Annotated in this window: 28 protein-coding genes, 1 pseudogene and 1 riboswitch; of the genes and pseudogenes, 11 read left to right on the plus strand and 18 right to left on the minus strand. The window is 72.8% G+C overall.

Annotated elements, in window-relative coordinates:
• Nucleotides 1-43: 43 nt before the first annotated feature.
• From KM933_RS00940 to KM933_RS00950, 3 genes are all read right to left on the minus strand, one after another.
• On the minus strand, nt 44-304 hold the full coding sequence (locus KM933_RS00940; protein ID WP_221347792.1) for a TM2 domain-containing protein: 261 nt from the start codon (nt 302-304) through the stop codon (nt 44-46).
• A 290-nt stretch (nt 305-594) separates the two neighbouring features.
• The gene (locus KM933_RS00945) at nt 595-975 is read right to left on the minus strand and encodes a DUF2752 domain-containing protein (protein ID WP_308013194.1); all 381 of its coding nucleotides are present in this window, start codon (nt 973-975) and stop codon (nt 595-597) included.
• A 58-nt stretch (nt 976-1,033) separates the two neighbouring features.
• Complete coding sequence (locus tag KM933_RS00950; protein ID WP_221347793.1) at nt 1,034-1,531, minus strand: TM2 domain-containing protein; 498 nt, start codon at nt 1,529-1,531, stop codon at nt 1,034-1,036.
• 254 nt (nt 1,532-1,785) lie between these two features.
• On the opposite strand from KM933_RS00950, the gene KM933_RS00955 reads away from it, so the two are divergent.
• Complete coding sequence (locus tag KM933_RS00955; protein WP_221347794.1) at nt 1,786-3,090, plus strand: M48 family metallopeptidase; 1,305 nt, start codon at nt 1,786-1,788, stop codon at nt 3,088-3,090.
• On the opposite strand, the gene KM933_RS00960 is transcribed toward KM933_RS00955, so the two are convergent.
• From KM933_RS00960 to KM933_RS00970, 3 genes are all read right to left on the minus strand, one after another.
• Nucleotides 3,087-3,617 (minus strand): hypothetical protein, encoded by a 531-nt coding sequence (locus tag KM933_RS00960; protein WP_221347795.1) that lies wholly within the window; start codon nt 3,615-3,617, stop codon nt 3,087-3,089. The two genes, KM933_RS00955 and KM933_RS00960, sit on opposite strands and share 4 nt — an antisense overlap.
• Nucleotides 3,571-3,786 carry a bacteriocin immunity protein gene (locus tag KM933_RS00965; protein ID WP_221347889.1) on the minus strand — a complete coding sequence of 72 codons (216 nt, stop codon included), beginning with the start codon at nt 3,784-3,786 and terminating at the stop codon, nt 3,571-3,573. Before KM933_RS00965 ends, KM933_RS00960 begins: the two co-directional genes overlap by 47 nt.
• A 296-nt stretch (nt 3,787-4,082) precedes the next feature.
• The gene (locus KM933_RS00970; RefSeq protein ID WP_221347796.1) at nt 4,083-4,334 is read right to left on the minus strand and encodes a DUF7737 domain-containing protein; all 252 of its coding nucleotides are present in this window, start codon (nt 4,332-4,334) and stop codon (nt 4,083-4,085) included.
• 184 nt (nt 4,335-4,518) lie between these two features.
• On the opposite strand from KM933_RS00970, the gene KM933_RS00975 reads away from it, so the two are divergent.
• The 4 genes from KM933_RS00975 (at nt 4,519) to KM933_RS00990 (ending at nt 6,837) form a co-directional block, all read left to right on the plus strand.
• Nucleotides 4,519-4,929: a VOC family protein gene (locus KM933_RS00975; RefSeq protein WP_221347797.1), complete on the plus strand. Its 411-nt coding sequence runs from the start codon at nt 4,519-4,521 to the stop codon at nt 4,927-4,929.
• A 117-nt stretch (nt 4,930-5,046) separates the two neighbouring features.
• On the plus strand, nt 5,047-5,454 hold the full coding sequence (locus KM933_RS00980; RefSeq protein WP_221347798.1) for a hypothetical protein: 408 nt from the start codon (nt 5,047-5,049) through the stop codon (nt 5,452-5,454).
• Nucleotides 5,451-5,972: a thiol-disulfide oxidoreductase DCC family protein gene (locus KM933_RS00985; RefSeq protein ID WP_221347799.1), complete on the plus strand. Its 522-nt coding sequence runs from the start codon at nt 5,451-5,453 to the stop codon at nt 5,970-5,972. Before KM933_RS00980 ends, KM933_RS00985 begins: the two co-directional genes overlap by 4 nt.
• 157 nt (nt 5,973-6,129) lie before the next feature.
• The gene (locus KM933_RS00990) at nt 6,130-6,837 is read left to right on the plus strand and encodes a TetR family transcriptional regulator (protein WP_260332888.1); all 708 of its coding nucleotides are present in this window, start codon (nt 6,130-6,132) and stop codon (nt 6,835-6,837) included.
• A 39-nt stretch (nt 6,838-6,876) separates the two neighbouring features.
• On the opposite strand, the gene KM933_RS00995 is transcribed toward KM933_RS00990, so the two are convergent.
• Nucleotides 6,877-9,366 (minus strand): MMPL family transporter, encoded by a 2,490-nt coding sequence (locus tag KM933_RS00995; protein ID WP_221347891.1) that lies wholly within the window; start codon nt 9,364-9,366, stop codon nt 6,877-6,879.
• A 174-nt stretch (nt 9,367-9,540) separates the two neighbouring features.
• Between KM933_RS00995 and KM933_RS01000 the strand changes: the two genes are divergently transcribed.
• The gene (locus KM933_RS01000) at nt 9,541-10,230 is read left to right on the plus strand and encodes a response regulator transcription factor (RefSeq protein ID WP_221347800.1); all 690 of its coding nucleotides are present in this window, start codon (nt 9,541-9,543) and stop codon (nt 10,228-10,230) included.
• Complete coding sequence (locus KM933_RS01005) at nt 10,227-11,711, plus strand: sensor histidine kinase (protein WP_221347801.1); 1,485 nt, start codon at nt 10,227-10,229, stop codon at nt 11,709-11,711. The genes KM933_RS01000 and KM933_RS01005 overlap by 4 nt, the downstream gene beginning before the upstream one ends.
• A gap of 110 nt (nt 11,712-11,821) precedes the next feature.
• On the opposite strand, the gene KM933_RS01010 is transcribed toward KM933_RS01005, so the two are convergent.
• The 3 genes from KM933_RS01010 to KM933_RS38925 all read right to left on the minus strand — a co-directional run bounded on the left by KM933_RS01010 (nt 11,822) and on the right by KM933_RS38925 (nt 14,344).
• Nucleotides 11,822-12,232 carry an ATP-binding protein gene (locus tag KM933_RS01010; protein WP_221347802.1) on the minus strand — a complete coding sequence of 137 codons (411 nt, stop codon included), beginning with the start codon at nt 12,230-12,232 and terminating at the stop codon, nt 11,822-11,824.
• Between the two features lie 387 nt (nt 12,233-12,619).
• Nucleotides 12,620-13,999, minus strand: a complete 1,380-nt coding sequence (locus KM933_RS01015) for a metallophosphoesterase (RefSeq protein ID WP_430727260.1) — start codon at nt 13,997-13,999, stop codon at nt 12,620-12,622.
• A gap of 96 nt (nt 14,000-14,095) precedes the next feature.
• Nucleotides 14,096-14,344, minus strand: a complete 249-nt coding sequence (locus tag KM933_RS38925) for an SCO4848 family membrane protein (protein ID WP_260332847.1) — start codon at nt 14,342-14,344, stop codon at nt 14,096-14,098.
• Between the two features lie 187 nt (nt 14,345-14,531).
• Here KM933_RS38925 and KM933_RS01020 point away from each other — a divergent pair, with 187 nt between their 5' ends.
• Nucleotides 14,532-15,956, plus strand: coding sequence for a D-alanyl-D-alanine carboxypeptidase family protein (locus KM933_RS01020; protein WP_347355166.1), 1,425 nt, complete (start codon nt 14,532-14,534; stop codon nt 15,954-15,956).
• Here KM933_RS01020 and KM933_RS01025 read toward each other — a convergent pair.
• The 4 genes and pseudogenes from KM933_RS01025 to KM933_RS01040 all read right to left on the minus strand — a co-directional run bounded on the left by KM933_RS01025 (nt 15,910) and on the right by KM933_RS01040 (nt 18,799).
• Nucleotides 15,910-16,857, minus strand: a complete 948-nt coding sequence (locus KM933_RS01025) for a YihY/virulence factor BrkB family protein (RefSeq protein WP_221347805.1) — start codon at nt 16,855-16,857, stop codon at nt 15,910-15,912. The genes KM933_RS01020 and KM933_RS01025 overlap by 47 nt on opposite strands.
• Nucleotides 16,845-17,294: a GtrA family protein gene (locus KM933_RS01030; RefSeq protein ID WP_221347806.1), complete on the minus strand. Its 450-nt coding sequence runs from the start codon at nt 17,292-17,294 to the stop codon at nt 16,845-16,847. The genes KM933_RS01025 and KM933_RS01030 overlap by 13 nt, the downstream gene beginning before the upstream one ends.
• A pseudogene (locus KM933_RS01035) lies at nt 17,291-18,285 on the minus strand (decaprenyl-phosphate phosphoribosyltransferase). The gene KM933_RS01030 and the pseudogene KM933_RS01035 overlap by 4 nt, the downstream one beginning before the upstream one ends.
• A complete protein-coding gene (locus KM933_RS01040; protein WP_221347807.1) occupies nt 18,278-18,799 on the minus strand; it encodes a phosphatase PAP2 family protein in 522 nt (173 codons plus the stop codon). The pseudogene KM933_RS01035 and the gene KM933_RS01040 overlap by 8 nt, the downstream one beginning before the upstream one ends.
• Nucleotides 18,800-18,943: 144 nt before the next feature.
• Here KM933_RS01040 and dprE1 point away from each other — a divergent pair, with 144 nt between their 5' ends.
• The gene (gene dprE1 / locus KM933_RS01045; protein WP_221347808.1) at nt 18,944-20,299 is read left to right on the plus strand and encodes a decaprenylphosphoryl-beta-D-ribose oxidase; all 1,356 of its coding nucleotides are present in this window, start codon (nt 18,944-18,946) and stop codon (nt 20,297-20,299) included.
• 48 nt (nt 20,300-20,347) lie between these two features.
• Nucleotides 20,348-21,103: a decaprenylphospho-beta-D-erythro-pentofuranosid-2-ulose 2-reductase gene (dprE2, locus tag KM933_RS01050; protein WP_221347809.1), complete on the plus strand. Its 756-nt coding sequence runs from the start codon at nt 20,348-20,350 to the stop codon at nt 21,101-21,103.
• A gap of 83 nt (nt 21,104-21,186) precedes the next feature.
• On the opposite strand, the gene KM933_RS01055 is transcribed toward dprE2, so the two are convergent.
• The 4 genes from KM933_RS01055 to pdxR all read right to left on the minus strand — a co-directional run bounded on the left by KM933_RS01055 (nt 21,187) and on the right by pdxR (nt 26,228).
• Entirely contained in the window at nt 21,187-21,765 is a 579-nt protein-coding gene (locus tag KM933_RS01055) for a 2'-5' RNA ligase family protein (protein ID WP_221347810.1), read from the minus strand.
• 191 nt (nt 21,766-21,956) lie between these two features.
• Nucleotides 21,957-22,970, minus strand: a complete 1,014-nt coding sequence (gene trpS / locus KM933_RS01060; protein WP_221347811.1) for a tryptophan--tRNA ligase — start codon at nt 22,968-22,970, stop codon at nt 21,957-21,959.
• A 111-nt stretch (nt 22,971-23,081) separates the two neighbouring features.
• On the minus strand, nt 23,082-24,554 hold the full coding sequence (locus KM933_RS01065) for a glycine hydroxymethyltransferase (RefSeq protein ID WP_221347812.1): 1,473 nt from the start codon (nt 24,552-24,554) through the stop codon (nt 23,082-23,084).
• Between the two features lie 31 nt (nt 24,555-24,585).
• A riboswitch (ZMP/ZTP riboswitch) is annotated at nt 24,586-24,672 on the minus strand.
• 98 nt (nt 24,673-24,770) lie between these two features.
• Nucleotides 24,771-26,228 carry a MocR-like pyridoxine biosynthesis transcription factor PdxR gene (pdxR, locus tag KM933_RS01070; protein ID WP_221347813.1) on the minus strand — a complete coding sequence of 486 codons (1,458 nt, stop codon included), beginning with the start codon at nt 26,226-26,228 and terminating at the stop codon, nt 24,771-24,773.
• Nucleotides 26,229-26,275: 47 nt separating this feature from the next.
• Between pdxR and KM933_RS01075 the strand changes: the two genes are divergently transcribed.
• Nucleotides 26,276-26,800, plus strand: coding sequence for a carboxymuconolactone decarboxylase family protein (locus KM933_RS01075; protein WP_221347814.1), 525 nt, complete (start codon nt 26,276-26,278; stop codon nt 26,798-26,800).
• Nucleotides 26,801-26,839: the final 39 nt, after the last annotated feature.

The following is a 26,839-nucleotide window of genomic DNA, read 5'->3' on the forward strand; positions in this document are numbered from 1 at the left end:
CGGCCGGAGCGGGGTCCTCTTCGGTTACGCCTGCCGACCGGCCTCAGCCGCGCAGCACGCGGCCGTGCTTGTCGGTGCGGTCGTTGCTGGTGAGGAACAGGATGCCGTCGATCAGCGCCCAGAAGCCGAGGCCACCGCAGGTGAGGAGCTGCGCGACACCCACGCCGACGGAGCCGACGTAGAAGCGTCCGATGCCGAGGGTGCCCAGGAAGATCTGGAGGATGCCCGCGACGATCTTCGACTTGTCGGAGTAGGGACGGCCCTGGGGGTCGACGCCGTACTGGGTTGCGGGAGGGACGGTCATGAAACGTGCTCCTGGATGACTGAACGAATCCGGAGCGGACCCGCTCCGGAGATGCCGGAGGGGATCCGTGGCGAAGACCGCCGAGAACCGGGCGGACCGCCGGAAACCGCGCGGAACGCCGACGACCGCGCACGCGTTACCGCGTACACGTCATCCCCCCTGTGCCGTGTGAGCGTACGGAGCACCATGGGGTGACGGGGAGGGCAAACCTTCTATCGTTCCCATCCCGTGATCAAGTATGCCGGTCGTCGGCCCCGGACATTCAGCCCCGAACATTCAGCTCCGGACATTCAGCTCCGGACATTGCGGAGCACGGTCCACAGCACCGCCGCCGTCACCACCAACCCCTGGACGCGTGGGCTCGGTTCGGGGCGCCAACGGCGTCCGCGCAGGCCCGCCACGATCCAGCGCGCGAGCAGCGCGAGGGCGAACGGGGCGGCGAGCAGCAGCGCCCGGTTGTCGAGCCAGGCCGCGGCGAGCTGGCCGTGCATCAGGTCGTACACCATGCGGGTGCCGCCGCAGGCCGGGCAGAGCAGACCGGTGAGGTAATGGAACGGGCAGCGGGGCAGGAAGTGCCCCGGCTCGTGCGGGTCGGTGACGTACAGCCAGGCGGCGCCGGCCGTCCCGGCGACGAGCACCGCGAGAGGCGCCGCCGCCGGATGCCGCAGCACGCCTCCACCCGCACCTCCGCGCACACCCTCACGCACGCCTTCGCGCGCGGTGCCCGGCTCAGCCACGCAGGGGCCGGCCCTGGGAGTCCGTGGCGTCGTTGCCCGTCAGCAGCATGATCCCGTCGATCAGCGCCCAGATGCCGAAGCCGCCGCAGGTGAGGAGCTGGGCGACCCCGATGCCGACGCTGCCGATGTAGAAGCGCCCGACGCCGAAGGTACCGAGGCAGATCTGGAGGATGCCCGCGACGATCTTCGACTTCTCCGAGTACGGGCGCCCGTAGGGGTCGTAGCCGTACGGGGCGTTGGGGTCGCCGGTGTAGGTACCGGGCGGCACCGCGCCGGGCGGGGGGTAGCCGCCGGGCTGCTGGTAACCGGGCTGCTGGTAACCGGACTGCGGGTACCCGTACGGCGGCTGACCGGGCTGCCCCGGCTGCTGGTACGGACCGGAACCCGGATAGCCGTAACCGGGCGGAGTGGCACCGGAGTTCGGCTGACCGTAACCGGGCTGGCCGTAGCCGGGCGGCTGGTTCGGTGGCTGCTGCGGCTGCTCGCTCACGGTGACTGCTCCTGGGGAGGGGACGGTGTGGGAAAAGAATCAGTTCAGGTCATCTTGCAGCAGAAACCCCGTACCGGAGAAGCCGGTTCGGTGTGGGCCGCGGTCGGGACCACGTCCGTGGCAGGCACTGCACCTCAGGATCCCAGAACTTATCCGGGCTTTACGTGGCCCGAACGAAATGATCAACTGCGGCAGATCGAACACCGAGCATCGGGCGGCCTCCGGGGAGGGGCCGGGGGAAGGGAGACCGCCGCATGAGCACCAGCGCCGGGGCCGTCGGGGCCGTCGGGGAGACCACGCAGCCATGTCCGCAGTGCGGGGCCGAGATCCGCGCGGACGGCCGGTTCACCGTCTGGTGCGCAGGCTGCGACTGGAACGTGGATCCCGGACAACCCGTCGCGGAGCACGGGAAGCTGGAAAGACGGCGGCGAAGACTCACCCGCCGTCACGGTGAGAGACTGCTCGGCGAAGTGGCCGCCGGGGAGACGCTGCGACCGCGCCGCGACGCCGCGGGGATCGCGGCGCACCTGCTGGCGCTCGCGGTGCACGGTGTCACCGTGGCGCTGGCCGTCGGCGCGGTGTGGTTCCTGGTGACGGGGTGGGGCGGCGCGGGGGTGGTCCTGGGCGTCTTCCTCGCGGTCCTGGCGTGGACGCTGCGGCCGCGGTTCTCCGAACTGCCGGACGACCGGCCCCTGCTCGGCCGCGCCGACGCGCCCGCGCTCTTCGGTCTGATCGACGAGGTCGCCGCCGTGGTGGGCACGAGAGGGGTGGACACGGTCGCCGTCAGCGCCGAACTCAACGCGAGCGTGACGACCTACGGGATACGCGGGCGCAGGCTGCTGACACTTGGGCTCCCGCTCTGGGAGATCCTGACTCCGCAGGAGCGGATCGCCGTGCTCGGTCATGAGCTCGGCCACTACAGCAACGGGGACACCCGGCACGGGCTGATCATCGGCAACGCGCTGCGCTCCCTGTCCATCTGGCGCTACTTCGTCGCCCCGACACCGGACCCGACGCTCGTGGAGGCGTTCGTCAACCTGGTGTACCTCGTGCCGCGTTCCCTGCTCCAGGGGCTGTTGGCGCTGCTCGACCGGCTGACCCTGCGGGCCACGCAGCGTGCCGAGTACCTCGCCGACTCGATGGCCGCCCGGGCCGGGTCCACCGAGGCGGCCGCGTCCGTCATGAACCGCTTCCTCGTCCTCGACTCGGCCGAGACCATGCTGCGGCGCGAGGCCAACGCGCAGCAGGTCGGCCGCGGTCGGCGCGGCACGGCGGACCGGGAGCCCTGGCAGGGCCTGTGGGAACGCCTCCGCGCGCACATGGCCTCCATCCCGGAGACCGAGTACGAACGGCAGCGCCGGGTGGCGGCCCTGCGGGGCCACAGCGTCGACGCGACCCACCCGCCGACCCACCTGCGCCGCACCTGCCTGCTGACCGGCCCGCCCCTGTCCGCGGCCGTGACGCCGGACGCCGGTACGGAGTCCCGGATCAGCACGGAACTGGCGGCCGCGAGCAGGACGGTGGCCCAGCGGATCGTGAAGCACGGCCTCGCTCACTAGGACCTGTCCGGCCGGTCATGGCCGATGTGGGAGTGGATCCATTCCGAGCGCCTGGGGAAAGGGTGTCGATGGAGCGCGATGTCCAGCTGGTGCGGGACTTGGTGGCGGCTGTGCCCGGCTTCGAGGACCTGTTCGAAGCGCACGTCTTCAACGAGGACGGTGTCCTGCCCGACCTCTTCTTCCGGGATGTCGTTCAGGAGACCGTCACGTCGTTCCTCGAAGGGGACGGGACGGACTGGCGGGTCACCCTGCGATTCCTGGAGGAGCAGTTCCGGCTCGGTGACCCCGAAGTGGCCCGGGTGATCACCACCGCGTTCCTCTTCGGTCTGCCGTGGCCGGGCCGGCCCGGATACGGCCTTGTCGAGCACCTCGGTCCCGCCATGAGCCCACGGTTCGCTGCGATCCGGCCGTCCGGCCAGGACGTGTCCGTCAGGACGGTCCGGCCCCTGGAAGACCAGGGGCCGGTTCCCGGCCTCACCCTCACGGAACGATCGGCCGGTACGCCAGCGCCCGATCGACCACCTCATCGGCCGAAAGGTCTCCCTGCGGCGGCCAGAAGATCAAGTCACCGATGTGACCGGCGGGACATCCCAGGGCTCTGCCGAGCGTGTCCAGCCAACCGGCCACCTCGTCGTCGGAGGCACAGCCCGCGTCCATGACGCGCTGCACGAGCGCGACCGCCTCCACGCGGCTCATCTCCACTGCACTCGTCAATCCTTCCGCCACAGCCACAGCCACAGCCACAGCCACAGCCACAGCCACCGTAAGCCGAGGGCGGACCACGTGATTCGGATCGAGGGGAGGATCACCGTGGGGCGGGAGATGCAGGCGCGCCTGACAGGGCCATGCGCCCGGGGTGCGCCATTCCGTCCAGACCTCCTTGCCGCCGCCATTACGGCGGCCGTTGACCAGGAGGCAGTGGCCCCAGTCGTCGGCACATGCCCGCGCCGGCAGGAGCCCGCGCCCGCTCTCGGCGTCGGGTTCCGGTGCGGTCACGGGTCCCGGTCAACGCGGTGGTGCGTACGGGCTGCCGTCCCACACGCCGAGCCGCAACCGCCCGTCGGCGCGTACGAGCCGTACGGCTGCAGCCGGCTGAGGATCGTCGGGTCCGTGATCTTCGTGTCCTGGGCCGGGATCATCGCCTTGCTGAGGATCACGGCGAGGGTGTGGTCCCCCTCGTACGGCAGGCAGTCCATGCCGGCCAGCCGGAGGTGGAGGTGTTCCTCCGTTCGGTTCCGCGTCACGTCCCCCGATGCGCCCGACGCCGGTCGGCAGCCGGCAGCCGGCAGGTCGATCTCGCGGGTTCAGCGTACCCAGGGGCAATGACGGTGGACCCAGCCGAACGAGTGACCGGGGCGGAAGCCGCCACACGGGTGACTGTCCCGCCGCCTCCCCAGCGGACCGCCCCCGAAGACCTAATCTGACGACATGTCAGACTACGAGTCGTACGAACTGCTCGGTTTCGACAACGTCCTCCTCCCCGTCGGCGATCTCGGCGAGGCCGTGGACTTCTACCGGCGGGCCGGGTTCGAGCTCGGGGTGCGGCTCGACGAGGCCGGGATCGCCGTCCTGAAGGTCGGCAAGGAGACACCCGGTGTGCTGCTGCGCCTGGAGGAAGGGCTCCACCACCGGCCGCCGGCCTGGGCGACGCCCCGGGTGTGGCTGGAGGTGCGGGACGCGCGGGGAACGGCCGACACCCTCGCCGCCGCGGGCGTCCAGCCCCTCGACGCGCCCCTCTCCGTGGCCACCGGCTGGACCGTCGAGGTCGCCGACCCCTGGGGCAACGTCATCGGGTTCACCGACTACACCAAGCGGCCGGAACTGGCCCGCACCGCCTGAGCCGCACATCACATCCGCACCCCCCACGGGCAACTTGAACGTGTTCAAAAACAGGTCTACATTCTCTCTCGACAGCGCGTTTTGAACGCGTTCAAGAAATCGGGAAAGGGTGGGGACATGGACCTCACGGTCGTCGCGTACGTCATATACCTGCTGGTCAGTGTGGCGCTGACGGTCTGGGTGGCGCGAACGCTCAGTCACCACGGCCGGGTCTTCCTCGCCGATGTGCTGCACGGGAACGAGAAGCTCGCGGACGCCGTCAACCACCTCCTGGTGGTGGGCTTCTACCTGGTGAACCTCGGCTTCGTGGCGCTCTACCTGAACCAGGACGACAGCGTCGCCGACGCCCGCGGGGTGTTCGAGGCCCTGTCGACGAAGCTCGGTGTGGTGCTCCTGGTGCTGGGCGCCATGCACCTGGGCAACGTGTACGTGCTCAACAGGATCCGGCGCCGCGGGATCATGGAGCGCGAGCAGCTGCCGCCCGTGCCACCGCAGGGCTGGGTCGCGCCGACGGCCGGCGCGTGAGCGCGGTGACCACCGCCGCCGGACCGGACCGGGACGCCGCACGCGTCCCGGTCCGCGGGCTCACCGTCCTGTACGACGCGCAGTGCTCGCTCTGCGCCTTCCTGCGCGACTGGCTCGTACGGCAGCGGCAGCTGGTGCCCCTGGAGCTGGTCGCCGCCGGGTCGGCGGAGGCCGGGCGGCGCTTCCCCGGGCTCGACCACGCCGCGACCCTCGAAGAGATCACCGTCGTCGGTGACGCGGGCCAGGTCTACCGGGGCGCGGCCGCCTGGGTCGTCACCCTGTGGGCGCTCGCCGACCACCGCCCGACGGCCCACCGCCTCAGCACCCCGGCCGGGGCCCGCCTGGCACGGGGCGCGGTGCTCGCCGCCGCCAGGTGGCGCGAGGGGCAGCGGGCGCGCCGGGAGGGCGCGTGGGGCGGACGGACGTACACCGCCGCCGACGGGTGGAGGTACGACCGGGCCGCGGGCTGGACCTACGACCCGCCCGCCTGCGACGGCGGCACCTGTCCGCCTCGTTAGGCTCTGTACCGTGCCCCCAGCGAACGACAGTGCCCCCAGCCCGGACGGTCCCGCGGCGCCGGAGGGTCCCGCGGCGCCGGGCGGTCCCGCGGCGCCCACGGGCTCCGGCCGCTCCGGCCCTTCGCGTACGCCCGCCAAGAGCGAGCAGACCCGCGCCCTGATCCTGGAGACGGCGATGCGCCTCTTCCAGGAGCGGGGCTACGAGAAGACGACGATGCGGGCCATCGCCCAGGAGGCCGGGGTCTCGGTCGGCAACGCGTACTACTACTTCGCCGGCAAGGAACACCTGATCCAGGGCTTCTACGACCGGCTCGCCGCCGAGCACCGGGTGGCGGTCCGCGAGGTCCTGGACCACGAGAGGGACCTGGAGGCGCGGATCGCCGGGGTCCTGAAGACCTGGCTGGACGTGGCGGCGCCGTACCACGAGTTCGCGGTGCAGTTCTTCAAGAACGCCGCCGATCCGGACAGCCCGCTCAGCCCGTTCTCCGCGGAGTCGGAGCACGCGCGCGTGGAGGAGATCGCCGTCTGCCGCGAGGTGCTCGCCGGGTCGAGGGCGAAGGTGCCGGAGGAGCTGCGGGAGGTGCTGCCCGAGTTGCTGTGGCTCTCCCAGATGGGCCTGGTCCTGTACTGGATCTTCGACCGGACGGAGGACCGCGAGCGCAGCTACCGCCTCGCCGAACGCGGCGCCCGCCTCACCTCGCTCGGTGTCTCGCTGGCCCGCTTCCGTGTACTGCGCCCCCTGGTGCGCGAGGTGCACGAACTGTTCACGGACTTCCTGCCGGGGATGACGGGCGCGCTGCCCGACCCCGCCAGGAAGTCCGCCGCGGAGCCCGCCGGGGGGTCCGCCGGGAAGTCCGCGAAGTAGCACCCCTTCGACCCCTTCGGCGGTGCCTGTCCGGCGCGGTCAGTTCACCGGGTCCAGCTCGTCCTCCGCCAGCTCCACGTCGTACACCAGCGGTTCCCGGGCCACCAGGACGCGGCGGGTCCTGGACGGGCGGTCCCCGGCCGTCACGGCCAGCAGGTACCGGCCCGGGAGCGGGACCGAGACGATGTACGAGCCGTCGGCCAGGGACGTCACCCGGTCGAGACGGCCGCCGTCCTCGGAGAGCAGCGTCAGCGCGGCGCCCTCGACGGGCGCGCCGTCCGGGGTACGGACGAAGCCGTGGACGACGGTGGAACCACCGGCGCGGGCGGGCACGGCGAGGGCCGGCACGCGCGCGGAGGTCCCGGCGGCCGCCTCCTCGCGGGGCTCCACCGCCAGGTGCGGCAGCCGCTTGTCCATCGCCGCGGGCAGCCACCAGTTGGCGTTCCCCAGGAGGTGCATCGCGGCCGGTACCAGGGCCGTCCGCAGGATGAACGCGTCCAGCGCGACCGCCGCCGCGAGCCCGATGCCCGCCATCGCGCCCTCCATGTCGCCGCTGAGCACGAACGCGGAGAACACGCAGATCATGATCAGGGCCGCGCAGTTGATGACCCGGCCGGTCTCGGCGAGGCCGACGCGGACCGCGCGCGCGTTGTCCTTCGTGTGCACCCACTCCTCGTGCATGCGGCTCACCAGGAACACCTGGTAGTCCATCGAGAGCCCGAAGAGCAGCGACAGCATGATGACCGGCAGGAAGGCGGTGATCGGCCCCTCCTTGCCGACGCCGAGGAGTTCCGTGCCCCAGCCCCACTGGAAGATCGCGACGAGCACCCCGAAGGAGGCGGCGGCCGCGACCAGGTTCATCAGGGCGGCCGTCAGCGGCACCACCAGGGAGCGGAAGGCCACCATCAGCAGCAGGAAGCCGAGGGTGATGATCGCCGCGACGAAGTAGGGCAGCCGGTCCCCCGTGACGGCCGCGAAGTCCTTGAAGACGGCGGTCACCCCGCCCACGTGGGCCTCGGTCCCGGACGCGGGGATCACGTCGTCCCGCAGCCGGTCGATCAGCCGGTCCGTCTCCTCGGACTGCGGTGACGTGGTGGGCACGACCTGGATGACCGTGATGTCCCGGGCGGGCGGCGCGGCGGCGACCCGCGCGACCCCCTCGGTCGAGCGGATGGCGGAGACGAGCGCGTCCACGCCGCCACCGGACCCACCACCGGCTCCGGTGGATCCACCGGTCCCGCCGACCCCACCCGTCCCGCCGTCCACGACCACCTGGAGCGGGCCGTTGAAGCCGGGGCCGAAGCCCTCGGCCAGCAGGTCGTACGCCTGCCGGGTGGTCGTGGAGTCCTGGTGGTTGCCCTGGTCGGTGGCGCCGAGCCGGAGCGACAGGACGGGCAGCGCCAGGACCGTCATGACGAGCAGGGCCCCGGCCGCGACGGACCGCGGCCGCCGCTGCACGTACCCGGACCAGCGGGCGGCGAGTCCGCTCGCCTCCTCCGGCTCCGGTCCCGCGGCGGCGAGCCGGCGGCGCTGCCCGCGGCTGAGCACGCGCATGCCGAGCAGCCCGAGGAGCGCGGGCAGCAGGGTGACCGCGGCCAGCACGCTCAGCACGACCGTCAGCGAGGTGGCGACGACCACGCCGTCCAGGAAGCGCATGTTCATCACCAGCATCCCGGCGAGCGCGATGCACACGGTGCCGCCGGCGAACAGCACGGCGCGGCCCGAGGTGTCGAGGGCCGTGACGGCGGACTCCTCGGGCTCCATGCCGCGCAGGACGCCCCGGCGGTGCCGTGTGACGATGAACAGGGCGTAGTCGATGCCGACGCCGAGGCCGATCAGCGAGCCGAGCAGCGGCGCCACCTCGGGCACGTCGGTGACATGGCTGAGCAGTGAGGTCGCCATCAGGCCGGTGCCGAGGGCCGCGACCGCGACGACGAGCGGCAGGAGCATGGAGAGGACCGAGCCGAAGGCCAGGAAGAGGACGACCGCGGCGGCCAGGATGCCGACCATCTCGGCGAGGCCGGTGGGCGGTTCCTGGATCCGGGTGATCGCCTGACCGCCCAGCTCCACCCGGAGCCCGGCGCGTTCGGCGTCCCGCGCCGTGTCGACGACGTCCTGGACGAGCGCCTTCGGGACCCCGTTGGCCTGCTCGGTGAAGGTGACCTGGGCGTACGCGATCCGCCCGTTCCCGCTGATCTGCGCGGCCCCCTGCCCGGCGTACGGGCCGGCGACCTCGCCGACGCCCTCCATCCGGCCGATCTCCTGGAGGGCGGGCTCGATCCGGGAGCGTACGGAGGCGTCCCGCACCGTCCCCTCGTCGACCTTCCACACCACCGTGTCGGTGTCGCCCGACCGCTCCGGGAACGCCTTCTCCATCAGGTCGTACGCGCGCGTGGAGTCCGTGTTCGGAAGGGTGAAGGTGTCCGCGTAGTTCGTGCCCGCGGCGGAGCCCGCGAAGCCCAGTCCCAGCAGCGCCCCCACCCAGAGGAGCAGGACCACCGACCGGTGCCGGTAGCACCACCGTGCCAATGTCGTCACGCCTCAACGCCCCCTAGTAGTACGTCGGTTGTCGGTCCGTCCCCCGGGTCCTGCGGCTCAGCATCGGGCGCGGCGCGGTCCCTGGACACGATCCGGCCATGACTCTCAAGGAACTCCAAGGGGAGAGCCGGTCCCGTTGTCGGTGCCCGCGCCGATACTGGGGCCATGACCGCTCACGAGGGGGCGACCGTGCTGGTCGTCGAGGACGAGCCGAGCATCGCCGACGTCCTGGCCATCGCCCTGCGCTACCACCGCTTCGAGGTGATGACGGCCGGTACCGTCCGCCGGGCCCTGACGCTGGCCGAGCGCACCCGCCCGGACGCGGCGCTCCTCGACGTGATGCTCCCGGACGGCGACGGCCGGGCGCTGGGCCGCGAACTGCGCGCGACCCGGCCCGACCTGGCCCTGGTGTTCCTCACCGCGCGGGACGCGCCCGCGGAGGTCGTCGGCGCGCTCGCCTTCGGCGACGACTACATCACCAAGCCGTTCAACATCGACGAGGTGATCGCCCGGATCACCGCCGTCCTGCGCCGCACCCGCCCGGCCGACGTCCTGCCCCAGCGTCCGCCGCTGCGCTACGGCGACCTGGAGCTGGACGAGACGACGTACTCGGTGCACCGCGCGGGCCGCACGGTCGAGCTGACCCCCACCGAGTACGCCCTGCTGCGCTTCCTGGTGCGCAACGGCGGGCGGATCGTGCCCAAGGAGCAGCTCCTGCGGCACGTCTGGCAGTACGAGCACCCGGCGGAGTCGACCGTCGTGGAGACGTACATCAGCTATCTGCGGCGCAAGCTCGACACCCTCGGCGCACCGGTGATCACGACACGCCGGGGCGTCGGGTACGGGCTCGCATGATCTTCCGGCGCGGCCCCGGCCCCATCCGTATCCCCGGCCGCAGTCACGGCCACGGTCACGGCCTCCACTCGCTGCGCGGCCAGCTGACCCTGGCCAACGTGGCGCTGCTGGCGCTGGGCATCGTCATGGCGACGGCGGTGAGCCTGATGGGCATGCGGTACTACCTGCTCGACCAGGTGGACTCGGAACTGCTGGGGATGCGGGACTCGCTGGGCAGTACGCGGCTGACCGCACGGGAGATCGACTCGCTGAGCGCGCTGGCCTTCATCCGCGACGGGAAGGTGCCGCAGGCGCAGGGCCCGCCGGACGCGGACTCCCTCTTCGCGGTGGTCGACGCGGACGGCAGGCCCATGACGCTCCGCTCCTTCGAACCGACCTCCAACCAGCGTGCCCTCGCCGCCGCGGTGGGCGATCCCGGGACGGTCACCGGCGACGCGGACCCCCGGGACGTGACGGTGGACGGCTCCCCGTTCCGGGTCGTCGGCGCGTCCCTGCCGGACGGCACCGTCGTCCTGATCGCCGGTTCGACCGACGCGCTGCACACGGGCATGGCCAGGGCGCTCAAGCTCGACCTGTTCTTCGGTGTCCTGCTGCTGGGGCTGCTCGCCGTCCTGACGATGCTCAACGTGCGGCGGCGGCTGCGGCCCCTGGAGGACATGGTGGAGACCTCGTCGGCGATCGCCGAGGGGGACCTGGCCCGCCGGGTGCCGTCCAGCCACCACCCCACCCAGGAGGTCGAGCAGCTGCGGCTCGCCCTCAACTCGATGCTCCACCAGGTCGAGTCGGCGTACCGCACCCGGGAGCGGAGCGCGGCCCAGCTGCGCCGCTTCGTCGCGGACGCCTCGCACGAGCTGCGCACACCGCTGTCGGCGATACGCGGCTACCTCCAGCTGTACGAGAAGGGCATGCTGCGGGAGCCGGCCGAGCGCAGGCGCGCCTGGGACCGGATGACCGGGGAGGCCGACCGGATGGGCCGTCTGGTCGACGAACTGCTCACGCTGGCCCGCCTCGACCAGCAGCCCGAGCTGCGGTTCAGGAACGTCGACCTGAGCCGGCTGGTGCGGGACGCGGCGGAGGACCTGCGGGCGCAGCAGCCGGGGCGGCCAGTGTCGGTGCGGGCCGAGGGAGCCCTCCTCGTCCGCGCGGACGAGTCGGGACTGCGCCAGATACTGGGCAACCTCATGGCGAACGTGCGCACGCACACACCGGCCGAGGTGCCGGTCGCCCTCGATCTGTCACGGACCGGCGGGGTCGTGCGGCTGCGTGTCGCCGACGAGGGGCCGGGGCTGGCCGAGGAGGACGCCGCGCGCATCTTCGACCGGTTCTTCCGGGCGGGCGGGGGTGCGGGGAGTGGTCTGGGGATGGCCATCGTGCAGGGGGTGGCCGTGGCGCACGGGGGCGAGGTGACGGTGCGGACGTCGCCCGGCGAGGGGCTGGCGGTGACGGTCGCGCTGCCCGCGCGGGTGTGCGGGGAGGGGTGACGGAGGGTTGGGAGGGCGTGGGGGTTGTGCGCGTGTGGTGCTCTGCGGGGCGGTGGGGGGCGGGCGCGCAGTTCCCCGCGCCCCTCACGGGGCGGCCACTCCCGCCGGGGTCACGGGACGCTCGGGGCCGGGACCAGGGCCCAGATCGTCTTGCCGTGTCTGCCTCCGCTCCACACCCCCCAGGCGGTCGTGAGGGACTCGACCAGTCTCAGGCCCCGCCCCGACTCCTCCTCGTGGTGTCCGTTCTGCCGCAGCCGGGGCGGTACGGAGCTGTCGTCGGAGACCTCTATCAGGCAGGAACCGTCCGCGAGGGTGGTCACCGCCACCTCGAACTCCCGCTCCGGCAGCGGCGCGTGCCGTACCGCGTTCGTCACCAGCTCGGACACCAGCAGCACCACGTCCTCGAACGCCGGTTCACCCGCGCTGTGCCCCCAGTCCGACAGGTGGTCGCGCACCCGGCGCCGGGCGACCGCGACGGACGCCGGATGCCGGGGCAGCCGGAACGAGTTGCGTCTCAACACGTCTGCTCCTCACCCCGCGCACGCTTCCGTCACACCATGCTGCGTGGTCGGCACCCGGCACGTCACCCGTGCAATTGCGGCCCAGCGTGAACGCGTCAGGCCCGGAATCGGCGACTCCCCGCGCGGCTCCACGAGCGGAGACCGCCGTGCCGTCCGGGAGGCGCCCCGCGCATGCGCGTCCCCGCTGCTCAGCGCGTGGTTCCCGCACGGGCGCGGCGGGCCGGCGGTGCCCTGTGCCGCGCCCGTGCCCCGGACCGTGTGCGGGTCGCCCGCCGTACGGTCCCACCGGACGTGCCGGCGACTGTCCGGAACCCGCTGGCCGGCGGTACGCCGCGGGCGGGGCCCGATACCCGGCCCCGCCGCGCCCGGACCTGCTTCAGGCGTGCTTCACGCCTGCCTGGAGGCCAGCTCCACGACGGTGATGTCGGACGGCGCCCCCACCCGCGTGGGCGGCCCCCAGGCACCGGCGCCCCGGGACACGTACAACTGCGTGTCCCCGTAGCGCTCCAGGCCGGCGAGGGTGGGGTTGGCGAGGTCCGCGACGAGGTTGCCGGGCCACAGCTGCCCGCCGTGGGTGTGCCCGGAGAGCTGGAGGTCGACCCCGTGGTCCACCGCGTCGTGGATCTGCACCGGCTGGTGGGCGAGCAGGACGCACGCCCTGCTGCGGTCCCGGTCCCCGAGGGCCTTCTGGTAGTCGGGGCCCTGCCCCTCCTCCTCGCCGGCCACGTCGTTGACGCCGGCGAGGTCGAAGCCGGCCAGCTCGGTGCGGGCGTTCTCCAGCGGGTGCAGCCCCAGGTCCCGTACGCGCGCGACCCACTCCTCGGCGCCGGAGAAGTACTCGTGGTTGCCGGTGACGAAGAACGACCCGTGCCGGGCCTTCAGCTGGGCGAGCGGCGCGGCGGCGGGACCGAGGTCCTTCACGCTGCCGTCGACCAGGTCGCCCACGACCGCGATCAGGTCGGGCTGCGTCGAGTTGATGGTGTCGACGACCTTCTGGGCGAAGCCGCGCCCCAGCACGGGCCCGAGGTGTATGTCGCTGACGACGGCGATCCGGTACCCGTGGGCGGACCGCGGGAGCTTGGCGAGCGGCACCGTGACCCGCTTCACGGCGGGCCCGTTCAGGACGCCGTACGTCCCGAACCCCACGGTGCCCACGGCGGCGGCCGCGGCGGCCCCGCCCACGACACGCGAGACGAAGAGGCGGCGGGAGGGGCCGGTGGGCGCGGGGGCGGGGGCCGCGGGCGCGGGCGCCGCTCCCACCTGGGTCTCCACCTCGGTCCCCACCTGGGTCCCTACCTCGGCCTTGGTCCCGGCTCCGACCCCGGAGTGCCCCGCCGGTTCGGAAGAACCCGCCCCTTCGGAGGAGCCCGCCCCCTCGGGGGAGCCCGTTCCTTCGGAGGGGCGCTCGGCGTCGGAGGGGCGCTCGGCGTCGGAGGGACGCGCGGCCTCCCGCGCCGGCGCCCCCGCCGTTACGGGCTCGGCCTCACGCACCTCCGCCGGTCCGGACGCCGACCGCCGTTCCAGGAACCTGCGCAGCAGCGGCCGTACCGCCTCGCCGACCAGCAGTCCCAGCAGGAGGTACATCGACAGCACCATCCACAGGAAGCCGGGCCAGGCCAGCACCTGCTGGAGCCGGAACGGCACACCGGTGCGCCCGGCCGCCAGGGCCGTGAGCATGAGCAGCGATCCGGCCACGAACACGGCCGTGCCGACCCGCCTGGCCGTCCCGGGCCGCGCCGTCGTGTCGCGCACCATCCGGCGCCACACGTACCAGTGCAGTCCGCCGAGGACGGCCAGGACCAGGACCAGGAACACGATGACCACGCGGCGACTCTCCCGTTATGACGCTGTGACGCTGTGCCGTCAGGGGGACGGGTCCGGGCGCAGGGCCCGGACACCGCGCAACCCGATGCCCCCGACAACCGTCCCCAGGACGAAGGAGACGACGGCGAGCGTCAGGTGCACCCAGAAGTACCCGGTCGGATCGCCCGCGTCGTCGAAGGCGAGCCCGCTGCCGTCCGCCCACAGGTTCTTGACGAAAGTGATCCAGATGACCCAGCTCCACACCCCGAAGGCGAGCAGGAACCAGGAGACGGGACGGCTGAGCTTCATGGGTTCAGTATCGCCGCCCCCGAACGGGGCCGACGCCCGGGGTGGGGCCGACGCCCGGGGTGGGGCCGACGCCCGGGGTGGGCAGGAGCGCGGCGCACGGCACCGTGGCGCAAAAGCTGCTGTCGACGAGGACAAGGGCCAGGAGGCCCCCGCGACTTCCCGGGCGACGCCCTGTACGTTCTCGACCGTGCCCGCCATGAAAAAGACCACCAAGCCGTCCTTGCTGGTCACTTCCGCCACCCTGTTGTCGTTCTCGCTCGCACTCACGGCGACCGCCACCGCGCCCGCCACCGCGGCGGCGGGCCGGCCGGCTCCGAGTCCGTCCGCGAGTCCCTCGCCGACCCCGCCGGGAGCGGCCTCACCGTCGGCTTCGGGATCACCCTCGAACAACCCTTCGAGCAGCCCCTCGAAGAACTCGAAGAGTCCGTCGGCGAGCCTGTCCGCCACTCCCCCGGCGGGCATGTCGACCGTGGGCGGCGCCCAGCTCGGCCGGCCCGGGACCCAGGCGAACCTCGGCACCGGCGCGCCGGTCCTGCCGAAGGATCTGAGCGCCCGCTCCTGGATCGTCGCGGATGCCGAGTCCGGCGACGTGCTGGCCTCGCACAACGCGCACTGGCGGCTGCCCCCGGCGAGCACCCTGAAGATGCTGTTCGCCGACACGCTGCTGCCGAAGTTCCCCAGGACGCAGAAGCACAAGGTGGTGCCGTCCGACCTGGCGGGCATGGGCGTCGGCTCCAGCACGGTGGGCATCAAGGAGGACGAGACCTACTCGGTCCACGACCTGTGGCTCGGTGTCTTCCTTCGCTCCGGCAACGACGCCGTGCGCGTCCTGTCCGCGATGAACGGGGGCATCGACCGGACCGTCGCGGACATGAACGCGCGCGCCGAGGAGCTCCAGGCCCTCGACACGTACGCGGTCAGCCCGGACGGCTACGACGAGAAGGGCCAGGTGTCGTCGGCGTACGACCTGACCCTGATCGCCCGCTCCGGCCTGCAGAAACCGGACTTCCGGGAGTACTGCTCGACGGTCCGCGCGCAGTTCCCGGGGGAGACGAAGAAGAACAGGAAGGGGAGGACGACCCGCAAGTCCTTCGAGATCCAGAACACCAACCGGCTGCTGACCGGTGACTACGGCCTGGAGCCCTACCAGGGCATCGCGGGTGTGAAGAACGGCAACACCACGAACGCGGGCTCGACCTTCACGGGGGTCGCCGAGCGGAACGGCAAGGTGCTGCTCGTCACGGTCATGAACCCGGAGAAGGAGGAGCACGACCGGGTCTACAAGGAGACCGCGAAGCTCCTCGACTGGGGCTTCCAGGCCGCGGGCAAGGTCTCCCCGGTGGGCGAGCTGGTACCGCCGAGGAGCGCGGACACGGGCGCGCAGCCGGGTGCCAACGCCTCCGGCGAGGCGGGTGGTTCGGGCGACGGCGCCGCCGTGGCGGGCTCGTCGGGTTCCTCGAAGCCCGTGGCGGCCTCGGCGCGCACGGACGGTTCGAGCGGTGCCGGTGTCGCCCTGGGGATCGCCGGCGGGGTCCTCGTCCTCCTCGCCGCCGGGGTGTTCGTGATCAACCGCCGCTGGCCGCTGCCGGAACTGATGCGCCGCCGCCACTGAGGTCCGCCGGGCCGTCCGCCGCGGAGTCGTCCGCCGCCGTGTGCCCGGCCGGGTCCTTGTGCGGGGTCGCCGTCCAGGCGGCGCAGAAGAGCAGCAGCTTGGACGTGAGGTTGATCCACAGCAGCAGGGCGACGGGCACGCCGAACGCCCCGTACATGTTCTTCGACGCGACTCCCTGGATGTAGCCGCTGAGCAGCAGTTTCAGCAGCTCGAACCCGGCGGCGCCGATGAGCGCGGCGACGATCAGCCGGCGCCGCGCCGGCTGGACCCCGGGGAGCAGCGTCAGGAGGTACAGGAGCAGCAGGAAGGCGGACAGGACGGCCACACCGAAGGCGGCCGTCCTCAGCAGCACCCCGCCCCAGCCGTCCTCCTCGATGCCGAGGTGCCGGGTCGTCCAGCCCACCGCGGTCGACGCGAGGGTGGAGGCGGCGATGGTGACGAGCGCGGCGCCGCCGAGGCCCAGGAGCACGCCGCCGTCCTTGAGCTTGCGCAGGAACGGGTTCTCCTCGTCGTCCGGCAGCTCCCAGACCCCGCGCAGGCACTCGCGCATCGAGCCGACCCAGCCGATGCCGGTGAACAGCAGCAGCGCGCCCGCGATGAGCCCGACCGTGCCGGCGTTCTCGACGAGGCCGCCGATGTCGAGCTGCGCGGAGATACCGGGCACCTGCTCGGCGATCTTGTCCTCCAGCGTCCGCTGCCCCTTCTCGTCGAGGGTCGCGGCGGCGACCGCGGCGGCCACGGTGATCAGCGGGAAGAGGGCGACGAAACTGATGAAGGTCATCGCCGCGGCGAGCTGGGTCCACTTCACCCGGTCGAGCCGTTCGTACGAGCGCCAGGCGTGCGTGATCATGAGGCGCGCGATCCACGGGCCCACACCGGGGAGCTTTTTCAGCCAGTCCATGGTCCGACTCTGCCCTCCCCTCGGAAAACCCATGTCCGGGTACCCCAGAAGCGCAGGACGGTAGCCAGTGCCATGCCGATTCCCGCGCCCGACACGGTGTCGGCGCGCGGCGAGGTGTATCCGAGGCCGTGGTGGCTGATCAGGAGGCACAGCAGCTGGACGAGGGCGCCGGCGGCGTTCACGGCGAGGAAGACCGCGTAGCGGCGCGGGCTCCGGGGCGCGTGGCGGTACGTGCCGAGCGCGTTGCCGGCGTACGCGACCGAGCAGCCGGCCACGAACGACAGGGCCTTGGCGGTCAGCGGGTCCAGGCCGGCCGGGCCGCGCAGCCAGAGGAAGAGGGCGAGGTCGGCGGCGTACGCGAGGAGTCCGGCGGCGGCGAAGCCGAGCAGTTCCCGGCGGCGCGGCGGGCGGACGGGCGGGGGCGGCGCCTGGCTCACCAGTCGGCCACCGCCAGGCCGTACATCGCGAGCCAGACCACGCCGATCAGGGCGAGCGCGCGGTCGCGCAGGACCACGTCCTCCGGTTCGCCGGCGGTGCCCCGGTCGGCGAAGACGGCGTACCGCAGGACGGCGAGGATGAAGGCGACCATCGACAGCTGCCGCCAGGGCAGCACGCTGGTGTGCGGCACCCCGCCCTCCTCCAGGGCCCACAGGCAGTAGCCGAGGACGGCGACCCCGGCGGCGAGCTGCCAGACGAAGCGCAGGTAGCCGACGGTGTACTCGGTGAGCAGCGCGCGGGTGGAGCCCGCCGCGCCGGCCAGCTGGACGGCCTCGGAGTAGCGCTTGGCGGACACCATGAACAGCGCGCCGAAGCCGGTCGTGATCAGGAACCAGCGTGACAGCGGGATGCCGAGCGCGAGCCCTCCGATCANGTCGTGATCAGGAACCAGCGTGACAGCGGGATGCCGAGCGCGAGCCCTCCGATCATGGCCCGCATCAGGAACCCGGTGGTGACGACGGCGAGGTCGAGGACCAGGACGTGCTTGAGGCTCAGGCAGTACGCGAACTGCAGGACCAGGTAGGCGGTCAGGAGCCCGCAGGTGAGCGGTGAGCACAGGAGGGCGGCGGCGGCCGGCGCCGCGACGGCGAGGACGGTCCCCGCGCAGTAGGCGGCCGGTACGGGCACCTGTCCGGCGGCGACCGGCCGGTGGCGCTTGACCGGGTGGGCGCGGTCGGCGTCGGCGTCCCGCGCGTCGTTGACCAGGTAGACGCTCGCGGCGCAGGCCGTGAACAGCACGAAGACGAGCCCGATCTGGACGAGCGCGTGGCGTGAGAAGAGTTCGCCCGCCGCGGCGGGGGCGGCGACGACGAGGACGTTCTTCACCCACTGCTTGGGGCGGGCCGTCCTGAGGAGCCCTTTCAGGAGGCCGCCCCCGCGCGGGGCGCTCTGTTCCGCCGGTGTCCTGTCCAGGAGGGCCGTCTCAGCCATGGTCGCGCCCTCCCGTCATCCAGCGGGCCCCGAGCCGGGCCGTCACCGCGCCGAGGGCGGCGCCCGCCGCGACGTCCGAGGGGTAGTGGACGCCGGCGACGAGGCGCGACAGGCACATCGCGGCGGCCAGCGGGGGCACCACGCGCGCGCCGAGCGCGCCGAAGGCCACCGCGGCGGCCGCCGCGGAGGTGGCGTGCGAGCTGGGGAAGGAGTGCCGGCCGACGGTGCGGACCAGCGGCTCGACGTGACCGGGGCGCGGACGGCGCACGACCCGTTTCAGGACCGTGCTGGCGAGGTGCGCGCCCGCGGTCAGGGCGGTGCCGCGCAGCCAGGCGCCGCGCCGCTCCCGGTCGAGGGCCGCCCCCGCGAGGCCGGCCGTGAGCCACAGCGCGCCGTGCTCGCCGACCAGGGACAGGGTCCGCGCGGCGGCGGCGACCCGCGGGGCGGCGGCGCGGGCGTGGAGGGCCGACAGGATCCGGTGGTCCAGATCGGGGCGCTCGTCGTGGTGGTCCATGTGGACCCACTGTTCACGCCGTCGGCACCGGAGCTCCGGCAATATTGAGCGACATCCCATTAATCACCCATTTCGGGGAGAAATGCATCGGAAAAGGGATGTTGCTTAACCGATCGAGAACTTTCGATCGCTACGGTCACTGGCATGTCCATCGACACGGTTTCCGTCACCGGGTGGGGCCGCACCGCTCCCACCGCCGCCCGCCTGGTGCGCCCCCGCAGTTACGAGGAGGCCGTCACGGCCGTCCGGGAGTGCGGAGCCCGTGGGGGCATCGCCCGGGGCCTGGGACGCGCGTACGGGGACGCGGCGCAGAACGCGGGCGGGTCCGTGTTCGACATGACCGGCCTGGACCGGATCCACGCGATCGACGCGGACGGCGGGACGGTGCTGTGCGGCGCCGGTGTCTCGCTGCACCGCCTCATGGAGGTCCTGCTGCCGCTGGGCTGGTTCGTGCCGGTGACGCCCGGGACCCGCTACGTGACGGTCGGCGGGGCGATCGGCGCGGACATCCACGGCAAGAACCACCACGTGTCCGGCTCGTTCGCGCGGCACGTCCTGTCCTTCGAGCTGCTGACCGCGGACGGCGGGATCCGCACGGTGGCCCACGGCACGCCCCTCTTCGACGCCACGGCGGGCGGCATGGGCCTGACCGGCGTCATCCTGACGGCCACCGTACGGCTGCAGCCCGTCGAGACGTCGCTGATGTCCGTCGACACGGAGCGCGCCACGGACCTGGACGACCTGCTGGCCCGCCTCACGGCCACCGACCACCGCTACCGCTACTCGGTCGCCTGGGTCGACCTGCTGGCCCGCGGCGCCGCCCTGGGCCGCTCGGTGCTGACCCGCGGCGACCACGCGCCCCTGGAGGCGCTGGCGGAGGCCGGGCGGGCGCGCAGGGCCCCGCTGGAGTTCCGCCCCGGGCGCCTGCCCGCCGCTCCGTCCTTCGTCCCCGAGGGCCTGCTGGGCCCCACGACGGTCGGTCTCTTCAACGAGCTGTGGTACCGGAAGGCACCCCGCGCCCGCACCGGCGAACTCCAGCGGATCCCGGCCTTCTTCCACCCCCTGGACGGCGTGCCGCACTGGAACCGCGTCTACGGCCGCGGCGGTTTCGTGCAGTACCAGTTCGTCGTCGGACACGGCCACGAGGAGGCCCTGCACCGGATCGTGCAGCGCCTCTCGCAACGGCGCTGCCCGTCCTTCCTCGCCGTCCTGAAGCGGTTCGGCGAGGGCGACCCGGGCTGGCTGTCCTTCCCGATGCCCGGCTGGACCCTCGCCCTGGACATCCCCGCCGACCTGCCGGGGCTCGGCGGCTTCCTCGACGAACTGGACGGGGAGGTGGCCGCGGCCGGCGGGCGGGTCTACCTCGCCAAGGACTCCCGGCTGCGGCCCGAACTGCTCGCGGCGATGTACCCGCGGCTCGACGAGTTCCGGGCGCTGCGCGGGGAGCTGGACCCGCGGTCCGTCTTCACCTCCGACCTCTCCCGCCGCCTCGGCCTCTGACCCGTGCCGCCCGCCGGTCCACCCACCCTCCCCCAGGAGTTCGGTCCCATGAAGGACGCCTTCGGCATCCCGCAGTCCCTGCTCGTCCTCGGCGGCACGTCCGGGATCGGCCTCGCCACCGCGCGGCGGCTGATCACCCGCCGCACCCGCACGGTGTGGCTCGCGGGCCGTCCCTCGCCCGGCCTGGAGTCGGCCGCCGCGGAACTGCGCGGACTGGGCGCGGAGGTCCGTACCGTCGGCTTCGACGCGCTCGACCCCGACGCCCACGAGGCGGTCCTCGGCAAGGTGTTCGCCGAGGGCGACATCGACATGGTGCTGCTCGCGTTCGGCGTCCTGGGCGACCAGTCGCGCGACGAGAACGAGCCGGGCGCCGCGGTCCGGGTCGCGCAGACCAACTACACGGGCGCGGTGTCGTCGGGACTGGTGTGCGCGCGGGCGCTCCAGACGCAGGGCCACGGCTCCCTGGTGGTGCTCTCCTCGGTGGCGGGCGAGCGGGCCCGCCGCGCCAACTTTATCTACGGGTCCAGCAAGGCGGGCCTCGACGCGTTCACCCAGGGCCTGGGGGACGCGCTGTACGGCACGGGCGTCCATGTGATGGTCGTACGCCCCGGGTTCGTCCGTTCGAGGATGACGGAGGGCCTGGAGGAGGCCCCGCTCGCGACGACCCCCGAAGCGGTGGCCACCGCCATCGAGACGGGCCTGCGCCGCCGCTCGGAGGTGGTGTGGGTGCCGGGGGCGCTGCGCGTGGTCATGTCGGCCCTGCGCCACGTACCGCGCGGGGTGTTCCGCCGCCTGCCCCTGTAGCCCCTGCCTTCGCCCCTGCTCCCGCTCCTGCCCCTGCTCCTGCTCCTGTATCCCGCTCCTGCCTTTGCAGGCGCGGTACGCGGTCAGCGGGCCGGGAGCGGGCCCCGTTCGCTGTGGGACGCCTGCGGGGGGACCACCGGGCCACCGAACACGTAGTCGCGCAGCCTGCGCCACACGCCGTCGGTCCCCTGCTCGTAGAGCGCGAAGCCGGTGCAGGACCAGTGCGCCTCGTACTCCGCGAGCTCCTCGAAGGCCCGGTCCATCGCCTCGTCGTCGATGCCGTGCGCCACCGTCACATGGGGGTGGTACGGGAACTGCAGTTCACGTGCCACGGGTCCCGAGGCGTCCCGGACCTGCTTCTGCAGCCAGGTGCATGCCTCGGCCCCCTCGACCACCTGCACGAACACGACGGGCGACAGCGGACGGAACGTGCCCGTCCCCCGCAGCCGCATCGGGAAGGGGCGGCCGGCGGCCGCGACCTCGACGAGGTGCGTCTCGATCGCGGGCAGTGCCGACCGCTCGACCTCGGTCGGCGGCAGCAGTGTGACGTGCGTGGGAATGCCGGAAGCCGCGGGGTCGCCGAAGCCCGCGCGCCGCTCCTGGAGCAGGCTGCCGTGTGGCTCCGGGACCGCGATCGACACGCCGATCGTTACGGTCCCCACGTCGTCTCCTGTCGTCGTGCCGGTGTCCCGGTCGTCGTACCGGTGTCCGGAGTTCCGTCGTACTGGTCTCGTGCTCGTACCGCCGGCAGGCGGAAGCCGGTGCCGACTGTCGACTGTACGGCGGCGCGGCCCCGTTCCGGACGCCGTGCCGGTGTTGTCCTGGTCTCGTACGGGCCGCGGTGCCGCGGCCGTCAGTGCTTGGCGGGCAGGAACCCCACCCGGTCGTACGTCCGGGAGAGCGTCTCCGCGGCGACCGTACGGGCCTTCTCCGCGCCCTCCGCCAGGATCGAGTCGAGCGTCTCCGGGTCGTCCAGGTACTGCCGGGTGCGCTCCCGGAAGGGCGTCACGAAGTCGACCACGACCTCCGCCAGGTCCGTCTTCAGCGCACCGTAGCCCTTGCCGGCGTACTTCTCCTCCAGTTCCGCGACACCGGTCCCGGTGAGGGTGGAGTAGATGCCCAGCAGGTTGCTGACGCCCGGCTTGTTCTCGACGTCGAACCTGATCACCGTGTCCGTGTCGGTGACCGCGCTCCTGACCTTCTTGGCGGTGGCCTTCGGCTCGTCGAGGAGGTTGATGAGCCCCTTAGGCGTCGACGCCGACTTGCTCATCTTGGCCGTCGGGTCCTGGAGATCGAAGATCTTCGCCGTCTCCTTGAGGATGTACGGCTTCGGCACGGTGAAGGTCTGCCCGAAGCGGCCGTTGAACCGCTCGGCCAGGTCACGCGTCAGCTCGATGTGCTGGCGCTGGTCCTCGCCGACGGGAACCTCGTTGGCCTGGTACAGCAGGATGTCCGCGACCTGGAGGATCGGGTACGTGAAGAGGCCGACCGAGGCGCTCTCGGCGCCCTGCCGGGCGGACTTGTCCTTGAACTGGGTCATGCGGGACGCCTCGCCGAAGCCGGTGAGGCAGTTCATGACCCACGCGAGCTGGGCGTGCTCGGGGACGTGGCTCTGGACGAAGAGCGTGCAGCGCCCGGGGTCGAGCCCGGCGGCCAGCAGCTGGGCGGCGGCGAGCCGGGTGTTGGCGCGCAGGTCCGCGGGGTCCTGCGGCAGGGTGATCGCGTGCAGGTCCACGACCATGTAGAACGCGTCGTGGGACTCCTGGAGGGCCACCCACTGGCGGACGGCGCCGAGGTAGTTGCCGAGGTGGAACGAGCCGGCGGTGGGCTGGATTCCGGAGAGCACACGGGGACGATCGTTGGCCATGCTCAGCATTCTCTCAGGTCTCGGGGGCCGGTCCGGAACTGGTCGGGCACAGATGTGACACGGACGGGCGCCGGCCCCGCGGCTCTCGCGGGGCCGGCCGGGTCGGCCGGGTCAGCCGAGGTCGATCTCCGGGTAGAGGGGGAAGCCGGTCAGGAGGTCGGTCGCGCGGTGGGAGATCTCGTCCGCGACCTTCGGGTCGAGGACGTGCTGGGCCTTGGAGGGGGCGCCCTTCTTGGTGGTGCCCGGCTCCGTGGTGCTGAGGACGCGGTCGATCAGTCCCGCGATCTCGTCCATCTCGGTGGCCCCGAGGCCCCGCGTGGTCAGGGCGGGCGTGCCGATCCGGATGCCCGAGGTGTACCAGGCGCCGTTCGGGTCGGCGGGGATCGCGTTGCGGTTGGTGACGATGCCCGAGTCGAGCAGCGCGGACTCGGCCTGCCGGCCGGTGAGGCCGTAGGAGGAGGCGACGTCGATGAGGTTGAGGTGGTTGTCGGTGCCGCCGGTGACCAGCGTGGCGCCGCGCCGCGTCAGTCCCTCGGCGAGGGCGCGGGCGTTGTCGACGACGGCGCGGGCGTAGTCGCGGAACTCGGGGCGGCGCGCCTCGGCGAGGGCGACCGCCTTGGCGGCCATCACGTGCGGGAGGGGGCCGCCGAGGACCATCGGGCAGCCGCGGTCGACCTGCTCGGCCAGCGACTCGTCGCACAGGACCATGCCGCCGCGCGGGCCGCGCAGCGACTTGTGGGTGGTCGTGGTGACGATCTGGGCGTGCGGCACCGGGTCGAAGTCCCCGGTCAGGACCTTGCCCGCGACGAGACCGGCGAAGTGCGCCATGTCCACCATGAGCGTGGCGCCGACCTCGTCGGCGATCTCGCGCATGATCCGGAAGTTCACCAGGCGGGGGTACGCCGAGTAGCCGGCCACGATGATCAGCGGCTTGAACTCGCGGGCGGAGGCGCGCAGGGCCTCGTAGTCGATGAGGCCGGTGGCGGGGTCGGTGCCGTAGGAGCGCTGGTCGAACATCTTGCCGGAGATGTTCGGGCGGAAGCCGTGGGTGAGGTGGCCGCCCGCGTCCAGGGACATGCCGAGCATGCGCTGGTTGCCGAAGGCCCGGCGCAGCTCGGCCCAGTCGGCCTCGGAGAGGTCGTTGACGTTGCGGACGCCCGCCTTCTCCAGGGCGGGGACCTCGACGCGCTGTCCGAGGACCGCCCAGAAGGCGACGAGGTTGGCGTCGATGCCGGAGTGCGGCTGGGCGTAGGCGTGCTCGGCGCCGAAGAGCTCGCGGGCGTGCTCGGCGGCGAGGGCCTCGACGGTGTCCACGTTGCGGCAGCCGGCGTAGAAGCGGCGGCCGACGGTGCCCTCGGCGTACTTGTCGCTGAACCAGTTGCCCATCGCGAGCAGCGTGGCCGGCGAGGCGTAGTTCTCGGAGGCGATCAGCTTGAGCATCTCGCGCTGGTCGGTGACCTCCTGCCCGATGGCGTCGGCGACCCGGGGCTCGACGGCGCGGATCACTTCGAGGGCGCTGCGGAAGGCGGTGGACTCGGTGGAGAGAGGTGAGGGGGACGCAGAGGATGCGGGGGATGCTGACATGACGGCCTCCGGACGTGGCGTTCGGCGTTCACGGTTCGGCCCAGGCGCACGGCACACGGTTCCCGGGCCGCTCCCCGATGGTCGATCCCATCCCAGCGCGCCAGTCACGGCCCGGGCACGAGCGTACCGGGCGGTCCCGGTGGACGGGCTCCCCCGTCCACCATGCGAGCGACGGCGTGACGCACCCGCCCGGGTGCGTGCGCGCGGGGAGGCACGCTAGGCCAGGGCCCCGCACAGTGCGTCCAGGGCGCCCGGCCAGCCGCTGTCCGACGGGGTCCCGTAGCCGACGACCAGGGCGTCCAGCGGGGCGGGGGTGGCGGCCGGGTGGCGGAAGTCGGCCAGGCCGTGGACGGCGAGGCCGTGCCAGGCCGCCGCGCGGACCGCCGCCCGCTCGGTGCCGGGCGGCAGCCGGAGCACCGCGTGGAACCCCGCCGCGATGCCGGTGGCCGTGACCGACGGGGCGCGGTCGGCCAGGGCCGAGACGAGCTGGTCGCGTCGGCGCCGGTACCGGAGCCGGGAGGCGCGCACATGACGGTCGTACGCGCCCGAGGCGATGAACTCCGCCAGCGTCAGCTGGTCCAGGACCCCGCACGACCAGTCCACGTCGCCCTTGGCCGCGGCGATCTCCGGTGCCAGCGCCGGCGGCAGGACCAGCCAGCCGAGGCGCAGCCCGGGGGCGAGTGCCTTGCTGGCGGTGCCGAAGTACACCACGCGGTCCGGGTCGAGGCCCTGGAGCGCGCCCACGGGCTGCCGGTCGTAACGGAACTCGCCGTCGTAGTCGTCCTCCAGGATCAGCCCGCCCGTGCGCCGCGCCCAGTCGACGACGGCGGCCCGGCGGTCGGGATGCAGCGGCACGCCCATGGGGAACTGGTGGGCGGGGGTCAGCAGCACCGCCCCGACGGCTCCGCTCCCCTTCTCCCCGGCCGACCCGGCGGATTCGGCCGACTTGCCCGACTCGGCCGGCTCGTCCAGCTCGGCCGTTCGCGTCCCCAGTTCGTCGAACGGCAGCGGGACCGAGCCGAGCCCGGCCCGTTCGATCAGCTCCCGGTGCACGTCGAGCCCGTACGACTCCACCGCCAGCGTCCGCGTCCCCCGCTGCCGCAGCACCGCTCCCAGCAGCATCAGCCCGTGGACGAACCCCGAGCAGACCAGGATGTGGTCGGGGTCCGCGCGTACGCCGCGGGCCCGGGCGAGGTAGCCCGCCAGGGCGGTGCGCAGTTCGACACGGCCGCGCGGGTCCCCGTAACCGAGCGCGTCGTTCGGGGCCGCCGCGAGGGCCCGGCGGGACGCCCTGAGCCACTCGGCGCGCGGGAACGAGGCGAGGTCCGGGGTGCCCGGGACGAGGTTGTGGGCGGGGCCCCGGGGCGAGCGGGGCACGCGTGCGGCGGGGGCCGGGACCGGCACCGCCCGCCGTGCCACCCGTGTGCCCGAGCCCTGGCGCGCGGTGAGCCAGCCCTCCGCGACGAGGTCGGCGTACGCGTCGGCGACGGTGTTGCGGGCGATGCCGAGGTCGGCGGCGAGGGACCGGGACGACGGCAGCCGGGTGCCCGGCGCGAGGCGTCCGCCGCGTACCGCCTCCCGCAGCGCGTCCGTCAGGCCCCTGCGCAGGCCGGAGCCGGTCCGCGCCATGTCGAGGTGCAGGTCCACTCCGAAAGTGGCCCAGGATTCAGCCATGGAAATGGACCATACCCCTGGGCAGCTTCGTCCGTAGGGTCGAGGACATGACGACGAACACGACGGACACGAAGACAGGTACGGACACGGGGTCGCGGACCGCCGCCGAGGAGACGCCCCGGCTCCAGTGGGCCAAGCTCGCACCCGACGTCTACAAGGCCATGGTCCGGCTCAACGCGGCGGCCGAGCGGGGCGTCGACCCGGTGCTGGCGGAGCTGGTCAAGATCCGGGCGTCCCAGCTCAACCACTGCGCGTTCTGCCTCGACATGCACACGAAGGACGCGCTCGCGGCGGGCGAGAGCGTCGAGCGGATCGTGCAGCTCAGCGCCTGGGAGGAGTCGCGGCACTTCTACACGGAGAAGGAGCTCGCGGCGATCGCGCTGACCGAGGCGGTGACGGTCCTCACCGACGGTTTCGTCCCGGACGAGGTGTTCGAGACCGCCGCCCGGCACTTCGACGAGACCGAGCTGTCCCAGCTGATCGCCACGATCACGGTGATCAACGCGTGGAACCGGTTCGGGGTGACCTGCCGTCTGTCGCCCGGGCACTACACGCCCGGCCAGTACAAGTGACGGTGGCGGCGACGGCGTGGGCGGGGTCGGCCCGCGAAC

It is taken from the genome of Streptomyces beigongshangae, assembly GCF_019710745.1.
GTDB lineage: Bacteria > Actinomycetota > Actinomycetes > Streptomycetales > Streptomycetaceae > Streptomyces > Streptomyces beigongshangae.